This window comes from Collinsella sp. 1033st1_E11_1033SCRN_220408 (assembly GCF_039062465.1).
Classification (GTDB): domain Bacteria; phylum Actinomycetota; class Coriobacteriia; order Coriobacteriales; family Atopobiaceae; genus Parolsenella.
Genome location: NZ_JBCLNF010000002.1, coordinates 41,132 through 55,096, shown reverse-complemented (window position 1 = coordinate 55,096; position 13,965 = coordinate 41,132). Strand labels below are relative to the sequence as shown.

Sequence of the window (13,965 nt, the reverse complement as noted above, 5' to 3'; positions counted from 1 at the left end):
GAAGTGCTTATTGCACTAATTGCCGAGCAACTCCTTCTTCTTCTGCTCAAACTCGTCTGCCGTGATGACACCCTGGTCAAACAATTGCTTGTACTTAAGGATGCTGTCAGGGTCGGCCTCCTTTGGGAGAGAGGAATTTGCGAGAACCGCGGTGATAAGGATGCCAAGAGGCCCGAGAAGGAGGCCGAGTGCAAAGTAGGGCGTGTAATTCAGTCCTCTGTTTTCTGCGATTTTTCCAGAAATGCCTCCGCAGACCGCGTAGACCGCCAATAACAAAAGTGCTAAAAACCAGCCCATATCCTCGCCATTCTCTTCGACGCCGGTTGACCTATAGGTCAACTCTTCCTACCAATTAGATGGTAGGAAGAGCCCTACATCTCAATGAATAATCTCTGTTGGATTTGAGGCGGGCGAGGCTGTCATGCAGAAATGAGGGTCTTCTTATCGGGGGAAGCTTGCTTCTGGGCTCTCTTTTGGTTGTCAGCGGTTTCAATTTCGTGTCTCGGGTGCGCTCGCATACAAAAAAGCGACCCCGGAGCCACAGGGCTTCGGGGTCGCTGGCGTACTAGTGATGCCGTGAGAGGTGCTTAGCCCTCCAGGACCTCCATCATGGAGTGCGCGGCCTTCTTGCCGGCACCCATGGCCAGGATGACCGTGGCAGCGCCGGTGACGATGTCACCGCCGGCCCAGATGCGCGGGTCAGACGTGCGACCGTTCTCGTCTGCCTCGATGTAGCCCCACTTGTTGAGGGCGACTTCCTCGGCGGCGAGCTTCGGGAAGGGGTTGGCGTTCGTGCCGATGGCCGTGACGGCGACGTCGCACGGAATCTCGAACTCGGAGCCCTCGACCGGGTGCGGACGACGACGGCCGCTCTCGTCGGGCTCGCCAAGCTCCATCCTCTCGAGCTTGACCTTGCTCACGAAGCCGTTCTCGTCAGCCTCGAACTCCAGCGGCGAGACGAGTGGGAGGATCTTGACACCCTCCTGCTTGGCGTGGTGGAGCTCGGCCTTACGGGCGGGCATCTCTTCCTCGGTGCGGCGATAGGCGAGGGTGACGGTGTCGGCGCCGAGACGGAGCGCGGTGCGCGCGGCGTCCATGGCGACGTTGCCGCCGCCGAACACGACGACGTTCTTGCCGTGCTTGGTCGGGGTGTCGTACACCGGGAACTTCTCGGCCTTCATGAGGTTCACGCGGGTGAGGTACTCGTTGGCGCAGAAGACACCGGGGAGGTTCTCGCCCGGGACGTTCAGGAACTTGGGCAGGCCGGCGCCCACGGCGAGGTACATGGCGTCAAAGCCCTGCTCCTCGAAGAGCTCCTTGGCGTCGGTGATGCGGCCCACGACGCTGTTGTACTCGAACTTGACGCCGAGCTTCTCCAGGCCGTCGATCTCGCGCTTGACGATCGCCTTGGGGAGACGGAACTCGGGGATGCCGTAGGTCAGGACGCCGCCGCCGGTGAAGAAGGCCTCGAAGACCGTGACCTCATAGCCGTTGCGGGCGAGCTCGCCGGCGCAGGCGATGCCGGAGGGGCCGGAGCCCACGACGGCGACCTTCTTGCCGTTGGACGGCTTGATCTCGGGGTCGTGGGCGAGCTCGGTGGCGTTGTCGCCGAGGAAGCGCTCGAGCTGGCCGATGGCGATGGCGCGGTCCTTGTTGTTGAGGACGCAGTTGCCCTCGCACTGGTTCTCCTGCGGGCAGACGCGGCCGCAGACGGAGGGAAGCAGGCTCGCCTCGCGAATGATGTCGAGGCCGCCACCGAAGTCTCCCTCGCGGATCTTCTCGATGAAGCCGGGGATGTTGATGTTGACCGGGCAGCCCTGGACGCACTTGGGGTTCTTGCAGTCGAGGCAGCGGTTAGCCTCGGCCACGGCGTCGGCCATGGAGTAGCCACGGTCGACCGGGCGGAAGTCCTGCGCACGCTCCTCAGGAAGCTCCTCGACGTAAGGGGTGCGGGGAGCCTTCATGTTGGGCTTGTACTTACCGTTTACCTGTGGCATGCGCAGCTCTCCTCCTTGTAAGCCTCGAGGGACTCGCCCTCTTCGGCGCGGTACGAACCCTGACGGGCGCGAAGGTCATCCCAGTCGACCTGGGTGGCGTCGAAATCCGGGCCGTCGACGCAGGCGAAGCGGGTCTTGCCGCCAACCTCGACGCGGCAGCAGCCGCACATGCCGGTGCCGTCGACCATGATCGGGTTCAGGCTGGCGATGATCGGGAGGTTGTACTTCTGGGCCGTAAGGGCGGAGAACTTCATCATCGGGACGGGGCCAACGCAGAAGGCGCCGTCGACGGCACCCTCCTGGCAGAGGCGCTCGAGCGGAGCGGTGACAACGCCCTTCTCGCCCTCAGAGCCGTCGTCCGTGGTGATGTAGAGACCCTCGAGCGGGAGCGCCTTGAACTGGTCGGTCAGGATGAGCAGGTCCTTGGTGCGCGCGCCCATGATGACGGAGACCTTCTTGCCCTCCTCGCAGAAGGTGCGGGCAACGGGGTAGGCGATGGCCAGGCCGACGCCGCCGCCGAGCACGACGACGCGATCGCCCTCGATCTCGGTGGGGTTGCCCAGGGGGCCGGTGACGTCCTGAAGCTCGTCACCCTCGTTGTAGGCGGAAAGCATCTCGGTGGTCTTGCCGATCACCATGAAGATGAACTCGACCCAACCCTCCTCGGCGTTCCAGCCAGCGAGGGTGAACGGGACGCGCTCTCCCTGCTCGTTCGCGCGGACCATGAGGAACTGGCCGGCGTGAGCCTTCTTCGCCATCTGCGGTGCCTCTACGCGAAACTCGAACACCTTCTCCGAGAACTGCGTCTTTTTGAGGATCTTGTACATGCAGATCTCCTCTCCTGTCTTGCTTCGTGCGCCTGAGCGCCGACCTTTTGCCCCGAGTCGACGTGCGTTGGCGCGTGTTTGCACACACGACGTAATTCTATCGCGCTGCGTGCGTTCGGATATCGGAATTGTCTTGACAATAATGCCTGTGACCTGCGGGTATTTGGCTAAATGACCATGTGTCAGAGGTCAACTTTTTGGCTGGCGGCGCGCTGACCTGCGACGGCGCCCGGGCGTTGCGCCGGTGGAGAAAAAAGCCTGCGAGCAGCGTCATGCCGCTCGCGGGCGAATACCTACCGTTCACGGCTCAGCGGCCGTGCGCTACCTGCTGCCCGGCTTGCCGGCCCCGTTGATGTGGTCGCGGGCGAAGATGACGCCTCGCTCGAGGCACGTCTCGACGGCGTCCGCCGCGTCAACGGCAGCGAGACGGACGTCTTCCATCTCGCCGGTGCGGTACTCCTTGAGCACCCAGTCCACGACGGGCATACGTCCCGGGGGCATGCCGATGCCCACGCGGATGCGGGAGAAGTCCTTGGTGCCGAGCTTATTGATGATGGACTTGAGGCCGTTGTGGCCGGCGTGGCCACCGCCGAACTTCACGCGGACCACCCCGGGGTCGAGGTCGAGCTCGTCATGGATGACGAGGACCTCGTCGGGGGAGATGTGATACTCGGCGCAGAGCTTGGAGATGGGGCCGCCGCTCGTGTTCATGTAGCTCTGCGGCTTTGCGAGCACCACCTCGCGCGGGCCCTCCTCGCCGCGAACGCGCACGACGGCTGCCTCGGCTCCGCACTGGCTCTTCCAGTAGCCGGCTCCTAGGCGCTCACCCAGCACGTCGATGGCGCGGAAGCCTGCGTTGTGGCGGGTGTTCGCGTATTCGTCGCCGGGATTGCCGAGACCTGCGACCAGGCGGATGGTTCCGGGTTGTGCTTGCGGCTTTGCGGGCATGATGCTCCTTCATGAGAAAGGCCGCGCGCCCAGGTGAGCACGCGGCCCTGTTGCTTGCTTAGGGGTGCCTTAGAGCGCGAAACGGCCGCCGACCATGCCGGAGACGCTCGTCTCGGTGAAGACGTGGTAGATGCACTCGGCAATCTCGTTGGCGACGCTGATCGTGGAGACCTTGCCCTGGAGGTTCTCCTCGGGCTGGGGCACGGAGTCGGTCACGACGCACTCGACGATGGGGGCGTCATTCAGGCGCTCGATGGCCGGGCCGGAGAAGATGCCGTGGGTGGCGCACACGTAGATGTCGCCGGCGCCCATGGTCTTGAGCTCGCGGATGGCGGCGCAGAGCGTGCCCGCGGTGTCGATCATGTCATCGTTGATGATGCAGGTCTTGTCCTTGATGTCACCAATGATGCCCATGACCTCGGCCTGGTTGTGGTGCGGACGGCCCTTGTGGGCGATCGCGAGGTCGCAGCCGAGCTGATCGGACAGCTTCTTGCAGGCCTTGGCGCGGCCCACATCGGGGGAGACGACGACGGTGTTCTCCCAGTCGAAGTTCTTCTTCATGAAGTACTGGCCGAAGAGCGGGAGCGCGGTGAGGTGGTTGACGGGGACGTCGAAGAAGCCCTCGATCTGGCCCTGGTGCAGGTCAAGCGTGATGACGCGGTCAACGCCGGCGCACTCGAGCAGGTTAGCGACGAGGCGAGCGGTGATCGGCTCGCGCGGGCCGGCCTTGCGATCCTGACGGGCGTAGGCGTAGTGGGGGATGACCGCGGTGACGGAGCGGGCGGAGGCGCGGTGCGCGGCGTCGGCGACGATGAGGGTCTCCATCATGAGGTCGTTGACGTTCTTGCCAACGATGGACTGGATGAAGAACACGTCGCAACCGCGGACGGTCTCGTCAAAGCGAGCGTAGATCTCGCCGTTGGCGAACTGCTCGAGCACGAGGCCATCAACCTCGACGCCCAAAATCTTCGCGATATCTGCAGCGAGCTTGGGGTTGCTCGATCCGCTGTAGATCCTCAGGCGCTTCTTGATGGTAACAAGCTGGTCGAGGTCTTCGTACATCTGAGTGCCGCCCTTTCGTAAGAGAGTACGTGGCCAAAAACTGCCGGCGGGGGAATCCGGCTACGGCGTCGAAACGTCGCATGCCCCTCTATGGTACTTCATACAAACCGCCGCGGGTGCTTGCCGCGGCGGTCGATTGCCTTATTTCTGTGCGCGAAGGGCTTCGAAGTGCTTCGAGGCCCAGCCTGCGATCTCGGTCTGGCGGGCACGGCCGATGGCGAGCGCGTCTGCGGAGACGGGCTTGGTGATGACGGATCCGGCAGCGACGAGGGCGCCGTCGCCAATCTCGCCCGGGGCCACGATCATGGTGTCCGAGCCGACGAAGACGTCGTTGCCGATGACCGTCTTGTGCTTGTGGACGCCATCATAGTTGCAGGTAATGGAGCCGGCTCCCATGTTGACGCCGCTGCCCATCGTGGTGTCGCCGATGTAGGAGAGGTGCGGGACCTTGGAGCCCTCGCCGATCGTGGACTTCTTGATCTCGACGTGCGTGCCGGCCTTGGAGCCGTTGAGCATGTGGGTGCCGGGACGCAGGTAGGCGCGCGGGCCGCAATCGACGGCGTTCTCGAGCTTGGCGTCGATGGCGACAGTCTCGTCGATGACGCAGCCGTTGCCGGCGCTCGTGTTGGTGAGGCGGCTGTTGGGGCCGAGCTGGCAATCCGTGCCGATGTGGCACTCGCCGACGAGATGGGTCTGGGGCCAGACGACGGTGTCGCGGCCGATGGTGGCGTCCGGGCCGATCCAAGCCTGGACGGGGTCGATGAAGGTAACGCCCTCGGCCATCCAGTGCTCGTTGATGCGGTCGCGCGCGATGGCGGTGAGCTGGGCGAGCTGGGCGCGGGAGTTCACGCCGAGGCCCTCGCGGTAGTCGTCGCAGTGGAAGGCGCGAACGGCCTGGCCGTGGGACTTGAGGATCTCGAGCATGTCGGGCAGGTAGTACTCGCCCTGGGCGTTGTCGCATCCGATCTCGCCGATGTGAGCGGCGAGCTGGGTGCCGTCGAAGGCGTAGCAGCCAGCATTGCACTCGAGGAGCGTCGCCGCCTGCTCGGGCGTGCAGTCCTTCTGCTCGATGTTGCGCTCGATGGTGCCGTCCTCTGCGAGGACGATGCGGCCATAGCCGAACGGGTCGGGCGGGGTGATGGTGAAGGCAGTCGCCGCGGCGTTGCCGGCGGAGACGGACTCGGCGAAGGCGCGAATGGTCTCGGCGGTGACCAGCGGAAGGTCGCCGTTGAGGACCACGACGGGGCCCTCGTTGATGCCGGTGGCCTCGAGGGCGACCTTGACGGCGTGGCCCGTGCCCTTGCGCTCGGCCTGCTCGACGCACTCGACCGTAGCGGCGGAGCCGGCGTAGGCGGCGTCGACGATGGCGCGGACCTCATCAGCGTGGCTGCCGACAACGACGACCACGCGGTCGCAGCCGCCTGCGATGGCGGCGTCCGCCACCCAGCGGATCATCGGCTTGCCGAGAATCTTGTGGGAGACCTTGGCGTGACTGGACTTCATGCGCGTGCCCTCGCCGGCGGCGAGGATGATTGCGGTGGCGTTTGCCATGGAGTTGCCTTCCGTTGGGGCGGGATCCGCCTTGGGATGCGAACCTCGTCATGATAGCGCACGGATGTGGAGAGTCCGGAAAGGGCTGCGTGAGCGGATGAGGAAGGCACCGCGCCTTCTGCCGCGTTCGCGGCGCCGTGCCGCATAGAAACAAAAAACCAGCGCATCGCTGGGGTACTAGGATTCGAACCTAGGTAACGGGAATCAAAATCCCGGGTCCTAACCACTGGACGATACCCCAGCGACACGCTGGCCGGTTAAGTGTAGCAGCTTGCGGCGACGTTGAGTGCGAAGAGCCGTCTGCGGCTGCGATTGCCCCGTGGGCTACTTGCCCGGGGCGTGCAGCCGCCTCCGGTTACTTGCCGAGGAGGAAGCGTTCCACGAAGTCGGCGAGGCCGTCCTGCTCGTTCGTGAGGTCGAGCGTGAAGTCCGCTGCGTTGCGGGCGACGTCCGAGGCGTTTCCCATGGCGATGCCCAGGCCCGCCGCCTCGAGCATCTCGACATCGTTGCCGGAGTCGCCAATGGTGCACACCTGCTCGAGGCCAAAGCCCAGGTGATGGGCGAGCTCCTCGAGACCGCGCGCCTTGCTCACGCCGAAGGCGTCCCACTCGATGTTGTTCACTGCGGCGGGGTTTACCGTGAGGCCGGAGTTCGCGGGGAGCGAGAGGAAGTCCTCCTCGCGCCACGGGTCGATGAAGTTGATGCCAACTTTGAGCACGCCTTTGCCCAGCCGTTCGACCCTATCGGCGATATCCGCCGCGCCGTCATAGCCGTTACGCGGGGTAAACGTGGCGGCGACGCGATCGAACTCCTCGCGGTTCACGGCGCAGCCATAACGCGTGCCGGGCTCGTCGTCGATGCAGACATAGGCGGAGATGCCCGGCTTCATGAAGGTGCGAAGGAGGTCGGCCGCGGTCCCCGCGTCGATGGTCTTGCGACAGAAGAACTCGCCCGTGCGCAGGTCTCGGATGATGGCTCCGCAGGCGGCTACGAGGTAGTGGAAGCCATCCATGCCGATCTCGGGCATGGGAAGGCCCTGCCAGGCGCGACCCGTGGCGGGGACGGCCTCGATGCCGCGGGCGAGAAGCTTGCGAATCGCGTTCTGCGTGCGTTCCGAGACGCTCTTGTCGTCTCTCATCAGGGTGCCGTCAAGGTCGAAGGCGAACAGCCTGATGTCCTTGGCCTTCTCGGCCAGCTCTTGTTCTGTGAGTGTCATGCGTTGCCCCCGTTTCGCGCGTGCCGTCGCGCACATGATAACCGCTTGGAGGAGTTGACGGCGAGAGAGGTTGGTGGCTGTTCGGCTAGGCCCCGCCCGTGCGTGCGTGTGGTACCTTACATGCGGTAATGGGCTGCGGAGGAGGGCCGGGGCTTGTCGCGATTCGTCGCAACCGAAGTTAACGAGCGCGTGGCGTGCAACCCGCTTGCCGTCGCGGACTCACTGTGTCTGGGCGACGTTGTCGCCTTCGGCTCTAGCGCCACGGCCCATCTCACCGACGCCTCGGGCAAGAAGCTCCTCGTTAAGGTCTTGCGCAGCAATGCCGTCTGTGAACAGCGGGCGCGCGACGAGTATCGTCTGCTTGCCGAGCTTGGGGGCGCTGCGGGACATGCTCCGCTTGTCTATGCGCTTGGTGTCTGCGAGGGCGATGGGCCTGCCACTGCGGCCGCCGCGCTGTCGTGTGCCGTTGACGGCGGGCATCATTCCGCGGCTACGCCCGCCATCGCGATGGAGTACGTCGAGGGGGCTGACCTCTTTGGCCTCCGCGCGCTTATCTCGGATGAGAGGGGTAGCGTGGCGAGCGCCGACGCACTCGGCGTGGCCCGTCACCTTGTGTTGGCGCTCCTTTGCTGCTCGGTGGAGTCGCGCTCCGACGCACGCTATCTCTCGACGGTTTCACACCGCGACGTGAGCGCGGGCAATGTCCGCTTTGTTCTTGATGACTCGGGTTCGATTTCGCGAGCCGTCCTTATCGACTTTGGCCAGGGCGTCGAGTCCGATGATCCGGACGTCACGGCGACGAATCCCCTCGAGCGCTCGACGACGCCCTTCGTGGGCGCCCCGGAGATGTTCGACCAGCGCCCGGAGGGTAGTCGTCCGCTCAGAAACAGCAGCTATACCGATACGTATTCGGTTGGTTGCCTCCTGTACTACCTGCGCACGGGCGAATGGGCCCTGCGCCGGCAGGTGGAAGATGCCATCGCCAGGCTTGGTCTGGGCCGAGAGGGCAGACAGGCGCTGTGCGATCTCAAGATGCGCTCGGCCATCCATCTCCCCTCTGAGTTCGTGACGACCGAGGAGGACCGCGAGCTCGACACCCTGATCGCGCGTTGCACGGAACCGGGCGTGGGCAAGCTCGGCGGCCGCTTTGACCTTGTGCGCCTCGCGGAGAGGCTCGGCATTTCCGAGGAGGAGGCGATCGAGGCTAGGCGCGCATCGGGTGCGGCGCCCGCCGGGCGGGTCGACCCTGGGGCGGTAACCGTGGCCCCAACGCCCCTCGTTGAGGAGGAGACCACAGACGCAGCCGAGCAGCGAGAGGACGGGCGAGGCGCCCGGCCGCGCGCTGTCCCCGCTGGGCGTTCGCGCGCCGGGGAGCCGGATGCACCGTCGGCGGAGCATCCGGGCGCTGGGCGTCCCTCGCGCCTCCGTGGGGTTCTGGGGAAGACGCGCCGCACGCCCGCGGTGCCGCTCCCGCTCAAGGTGGCGATGCTCGTGACCGTTGCGGTGGCGCTCGCCGTGACCGTCTATGCGAGCGTTCCGGCGTGGTTGCCCGTTGCGGGTGCGCCTGCCAGCTCGAGCGCGCAGACGCTCGTGCTTTATCCTCGCTCTGAGTTTCTCGCGATCTCCCAGCTCAAAGACACCGCGGACCTCGTCCAGGCGCGTCTTTCGAGCGTGGAGGGAGCGTCCGCGGCGCTGCTCGACTCCTCTGACGGCATCTCCGTTTCCCTGGCGAGCCCCCTTGCGGATGCGGCCGAGCTCGAGGGCGCCATCGCTGACGACGACGTCACGGCGGAGAAGCTCGCCGCGTGGCTTGAGGGCGATGCGAAGAGCCTTCTCGCAAACCCGCTCGCGCTCTACCTCGTGGATGACTCGAACGAGGACGCGGTCTTTGACGGCACCGCCCCGCGCGTGCGCGTCTATCGAAGCGAGATTGCCTCCGCCGAGGCTTGCACGGGACGCGTCGACGGCCTCGAATCCGCCAACTACCTCAAGGATGATTTCGCCGCTTACGTGCGTCTGACGCTTACGGACGAGGGCGAGCGCAGGCTTGAGGAGGCGTGTGGGGACTGGTTCGACCATGCCGTCTTCGCGTTCGACCTCGAGAGCAGCTCGTGGTCCACTACCTCGACGGTGCGCCTGGCCAGCGGCTCCTACGCCGTCTCTTCGATGCTCGCGCCCATGGAACCCGAGGCAAAGATGCTCGCGGCGGCGCTCGCTACCGAAGAGTACCCGGCCTCATTCAGTTGCGAGGCTGTCCCCAACGTCAACTGGGACGAGCCAGATGCGTCGAGCCAGAACCGGGTGGCGGAGACGGGCGTAGAGCCCGGGGACGCATGGGTGGTTGAGGCAAGTACCGCGGATGGCCTTACCGAGGGAGAGGCCCTCGACGCTCGCACGATGCTCGTCGAACGCTGCGAGGCCATGGGAGTTCCGTACGCCCTCGGAACGGTGGGAGACGGCGAGGGCATCGCCGTGAAGCTCGCCCCGGAGGGATTCGACGCGCTCGCGGCGGAGGCGCTCGTGCAGGGACGTTCGATCGCGCTCTCATGGGGGATGGAGAAGCGCTCGCTTACCTCCGAGAAAGTCGAGGTTGTGGAACAGGACGGCCGTGTGTCCCTGTGCATCTCGGGCGGCTCTGATGGCGGCGCGGTCGCGCAGGCGTCTCGTGCCGCGGCGGACTCGCTGGGCGTGTGGGTGTACGCCGAGGTGGCGGGCATCCCGCTCATGCGCGGCTGGGTCGACGCGAGCTCGAATGGGAAGGTCGTCCTGGACCAGACATGTGTCACAAATGCCGAGATAGACGAGGCCGGCGCCTGGCTGCCTCGCCTCATTGCGTCCGTTTTCGAGACGGACGGACCGAGCGCCATCGTCGTCTACAGCGGCAAGGCGGATCTCTCGTGGCCTGGCTCCGCCCGCGCGACCGAGGGCCCCGTTTCTGAGGCCCGGGCCGCCGCAAAGGCGGTAAACCCCGCCACGACGGTTGGCACGGACCCCTACGATGCCAGTGGTTTGCTCATGTACCTGCAGCTTGATGACTCGCGTGGCTCAGACGCGTCCGCTTCCCTTGCCGCGGACGCGCTCGATGCGGCGCGCGCGACGTACGAGCGCATGGATTTCGAGTCTGGCCCGTTCGAGACCCTGTCGTTCTATTTCGGCGGCACAGACACGGAGCCCGCGGGGATGATCAGGTTCCGCAAGCAACGCTCTCTTTGGAACGGGGAAAAACCTGCCGTGGAAGTCGCGTTCGTGTCGTATGGCGGAGAAGACGGGCTCGAGGAGCGCCTCTCTGCGGATGCCGCGGCTGATGAGTTCTACGCGAGCAAACTCGGGCGGGCGTAACAAGCCCTGTTACGCGAGCAAACTCGGGCGGGCGTGGCAAGCCCTGCTTAGCCGCGCGTCCGAGACGGCGCGAGGCTCCTACGCCATGCTCCTAATCCAGCTTGTCTCTAGCCCAGCATGCCCTAGCCCAGCTGTGCGACTTCGATCACGAAGTCGACCTCGCTTCCGATCACGGTGACGGCGTCGCCCGGCTCGAGCTGGAGCGCGGCTCCCTTTTCCTGCTGGCTTCCGCGCAGGTAGGTGTTCTGGTTGAGGACCTCGAGCTCAAGCGCGTCCTCCGTGCGCAGCACCAGCGCGAGGCGCGAGACCGCGGGGTCTGGCAGCGCGAGGTCGGCGACCGCCGCGGGCGTATCGCCCGCCGTCGTCCCACCGAGAAGGGCCTGCGTGTCGGCGTAGCTCGGCGCGCGCCCGATGCGCACGACGGTGCCAAGCTCGAACGCGTGGCTTTCGACCGACGCCGCGCGCCCGCTGCCCCGCTCCGTAACGGGAATCCTCGAAACGCGAAGGGTGACGTACTCTGCCTTCCTCGCGGGGGCCTTCGGTTCGAGGGGACTGCCACCTGGGGTTCCTGGCGCGGGCAGCGTGCCTAGGCCCGCCTCCACCACGACGGCGTCGAAGCCTGAGGAGGCAATACCCGAGCGAAGCGCCACGCAACAGAGCAGGCTCGCGAAGAGCGGAGTCAGAAGCTCGTTGACCACGGCGTTCGTGGGTGCGGGCACGTCTTTCGCGCCGCCGTGCGCGATTGCCCATCGGCGACCGAGCGCATCGGCAAAGAAGGCCAGCTCGCGGGCGGCTTGTGCCGAGCCGTCGCGCTCGCATTGGCTTGCCACGGCGTCGACGATTCGCTGGGCCTCGCTCGCGAGGTCGGAGGGAGTGCAGCCCCGCCCGCACGTCTCGGAAAACCAAGATGCCAGGACGTGGCCGGAGGCGATCCACTTGGCATGCTCGTGGCCAACCAGCCCTAGGCGCTCGCGGGCGTCTGTGCGGTTGCCCTGAGCGAAGCCCCAGCGCCAGGCGACGGGCGTTGCCGTGCGATCCTTGAGCGTGGCGGAGGCGTGGACGATGTCTAGACGCGTCTCCACCGCCTGAAAGAGTACCCGCCTCGCACGGTACTGGACGTATCGCGGCGATGAGGGGCCTTCCTCCTTCGGCGAGGACGGAATCGAGCCGCTGGGGTTGGCCAGCGGTAGCTCGGCGTCCTTCTCGCTATAGCCCACATAGCCCATGAGCTGGCCGATCTTCGCGCCCGTGCTGGCAAACGAGCGGTTCTTCTCGATGGGGGAGAAGCTTGCGATGGAGGAGGACGCTCCCATGCGGGAAAGGAGATGCCCCTCGGTCTCGAGGATGGCGTACTGGGTCAGGAGGTCGCCCACGTCTCCGGCGAGCTGCGTCGCCGCGTGGTCCCTGCCGTGGTCGAGGCAGAGCAGGCCGATCGCGTGCGGATCGCGCAGCGCCTTGGCCTCGATATCCGCGTCGCCTGTGGTGAGGAGCCATCGTACGCCGGCCTCATTCGCGCGTGTGCGCAGGTAGGAGGCAAGCTCGTCGAAGATGGCGACCCCGATGCGCTCGCAGCCCTCGGCCGCCTGCGAGAAGTTCATGTGCGTGGCATAGCCGACCGCCTCGCGGCCGCCGAGCGCGCACCACGCGCCGAAGGGTGTCGTGGTGGCGCGGGCGAGTTCTGCGCAGAGGGTCTCGTAGGCGTTTTCGGGGAGCTTCTTGAGCTTGGGCATGGGTCCTCCTTTGCTGCCGCGAGTCTATCAGAGGCCGCGCGTTCCCCGCGGGTGGAGTCAGCTGAAAAGCTCCTGCGCATTCGAGATGCCTTGGATAGCCTCGCCTTGAGGAGGGGTGCCTGCGTCGGCACCCCGCGACGCAGCTGTTGACAGGGGGTTGGCCATGGTTGGGGCACTGCTGGGAAGGTTTCTGAGAGTTCTGCTGAGAACGTTCGTGTGGGTCGCCTGCGTGGCAGTTCCCAACATCGCGCGCAAGCTGGCGCGCGTGGCCTTGCTGCTCGCCCGAGGACTGGCGCGCGCGGCCCGGGCGCTGGCCCGGGATCTTGCACATTCTACCTGGGAGTTCGCCCGCGAGCTGGCGTGCCTCGTCCGCGGGCTGCCGCGAATGGCGACGTGTGCCGCCCAAGCGCTCGCTCGCGCGGCAACGCGCCTCGACTTGCGCCTGCGCCGTCGTGACGTCTCCCTGCCCCGCCCCGGGGCGGCCGCCTGGCCCGACGCCTCCGCCCCTCCGCTCGAGCAGATCTACCCGTCGCCGGGGGCTAGCGCGGAGACGCGCCTCGTGCGCATGGGGGAGCGTGTCGGCAAGCTGGCGCTCACGCCCGCCGCCGAGGAACGCTTGCTCGTGGAGCATCGCGTGCTTGGTCTCCTCGCTCCCGCTGGGTTCTTCCCGCGGGAATACGGCTTGGAGCGCGTGCGCGATGGACACGCGTCGGGAGGCGAGGCCCTGTGCCTTCGCGAGGAGTACGTCGAGGGCGAGAGCCTCGCCTGCTATCTCGGGCGGGTCGAAGCGGGCGAGTGCCGTCTCGAGAGTCTCGACGCCATCGCCCTTCTCGCGCAGCTGCTCTTCGCCCTCTCGCTCGTCCATGGCGCGGGATGGATCCACCGAGACCTCCACCCCCGCAACGTCATCGTCGCGCCGGATGGCCGCGTGCGTGTCGTCGACTTCGGGTGCGCGGCGCTGGCTGAGGAGTGCGAACGGGGCCTTCATCGCGAGAAGATCATCAGCCTCGGGTTCGAGCCGCCGGAGTCCGCGAGCTACGGGCCGTGGTCGCCTGCCTCAGACGTGTATTCGGCCTGCGCCATCGGAGCGCGCCTGCTCTATGGGGAGGCCGGTGTTCCCGCGTCCGACGACTCGCCGCTCGGCTGCTTCCTGCACCGCGGCACGTCCGTCTCGCCGTCTTGCCGCTATCCCGATGCCGGCGCCGCCTACCGCGCCTTGGCCGCAGCGGTGCCCGGTCTGGGCGTCGCCGCGTAGCCCCGTCGCTATTCAGCTGATAAGCGCGAGCGGCGAGGCG

General features: G+C 66.2%; 10 protein-coding genes and 1 tRNA gene. 2 read left to right on the top strand and 9 right to left on the bottom strand.

Annotation, left to right across the window (positions count from 1 at the left end; translation table 11 throughout):
- Positions 1-15: 15 nt before the first annotated feature.
- The 8 genes from ABCN07_RS02135 to ABCN07_RS02100 all read right to left on the bottom strand — a co-directional run bounded on the left by ABCN07_RS02135 (position 16) and on the right by ABCN07_RS02100 (position 7,601).
- A complete protein-coding gene (locus tag ABCN07_RS02135; RefSeq protein ID WP_343005204.1) occupies positions 16-339 on the bottom strand; it encodes an SHOCT domain-containing protein in 324 nt (107 codons plus the stop codon).
- A 248-nt stretch (positions 340-587) separates the two neighbouring features.
- Entirely contained in the window at positions 588-1,997 is a 1,410-nt protein-coding gene (gene gltA / locus ABCN07_RS02130) for an NADPH-dependent glutamate synthase (protein ID WP_343005203.1), read from the bottom strand.
- Positions 1,985-2,824, bottom strand: a complete 840-nt coding sequence (locus ABCN07_RS02125) for a sulfide/dihydroorotate dehydrogenase-like FAD/NAD-binding protein (RefSeq protein WP_293814475.1) — start codon at positions 2,822-2,824, stop codon at positions 1,985-1,987. The genes gltA and ABCN07_RS02125 overlap by 13 nt, the downstream gene beginning before the upstream one ends.
- A 321-nt stretch (positions 2,825-3,145) precedes the next feature.
- Positions 3,146-3,772, bottom strand: a complete 627-nt coding sequence (pth, locus tag ABCN07_RS02120) for an aminoacyl-tRNA hydrolase (RefSeq protein WP_343005202.1) — start codon at positions 3,770-3,772, stop codon at positions 3,146-3,148.
- Positions 3,773-3,841: 69 nt separating this feature from the next.
- Complete coding sequence (locus tag ABCN07_RS02115; RefSeq protein ID WP_320680592.1) at positions 3,842-4,834, bottom strand: ribose-phosphate pyrophosphokinase; 993 nt, start codon at positions 4,832-4,834, stop codon at positions 3,842-3,844.
- 141 nt (positions 4,835-4,975) lie between these two features.
- A complete protein-coding gene (gene glmU / locus ABCN07_RS02110) occupies positions 4,976-6,385 on the bottom strand; it encodes a bifunctional UDP-N-acetylglucosamine diphosphorylase/glucosamine-1-phosphate N-acetyltransferase GlmU (RefSeq protein WP_343005201.1) in 1,410 nt (469 codons plus the stop codon).
- A 169-nt stretch (positions 6,386-6,554) separates the two neighbouring features.
- Positions 6,555-6,626, bottom strand: a tRNA-Gln gene (locus ABCN07_RS02105).
- A 114-nt stretch (positions 6,627-6,740) separates the two neighbouring features.
- A complete protein-coding gene (locus ABCN07_RS02100) occupies positions 6,741-7,601 on the bottom strand; it encodes an HAD family hydrolase (protein ID WP_343005200.1) in 861 nt (286 codons plus the stop codon).
- A 153-nt stretch (positions 7,602-7,754) separates the two neighbouring features.
- Between ABCN07_RS02100 and ABCN07_RS02095 the strand changes: the two genes are divergently transcribed.
- The gene (locus ABCN07_RS02095) at positions 7,755-10,940 is read left to right on the top strand and encodes a hypothetical protein (protein WP_343005199.1); all 3,186 of its coding nucleotides are present in this window, start codon (positions 7,755-7,757) and stop codon (positions 10,938-10,940) included.
- 122 nt (positions 10,941-11,062) lie between these two features.
- Here the strand turns inward: ABCN07_RS02095 and ABCN07_RS02090 are convergent, their stop codons facing one another.
- Positions 11,063-12,670 carry a hypothetical protein gene (locus ABCN07_RS02090; protein ID WP_343005198.1) on the bottom strand — a complete coding sequence of 536 codons (1,608 nt, stop codon included), beginning with the start codon at positions 12,668-12,670 and terminating at the stop codon, positions 11,063-11,065.
- Between the two features lie 229 nt (positions 12,671-12,899).
- Between ABCN07_RS02090 and ABCN07_RS02085 the strand changes: the two genes are divergently transcribed.
- Entirely contained in the window at positions 12,900-13,925 is a 1,026-nt protein-coding gene (locus ABCN07_RS02085; protein ID WP_343005197.1) for a protein kinase, read from the top strand.
- The last annotated feature ends 40 nt before the right edge of the window (positions 13,926-13,965 follow it).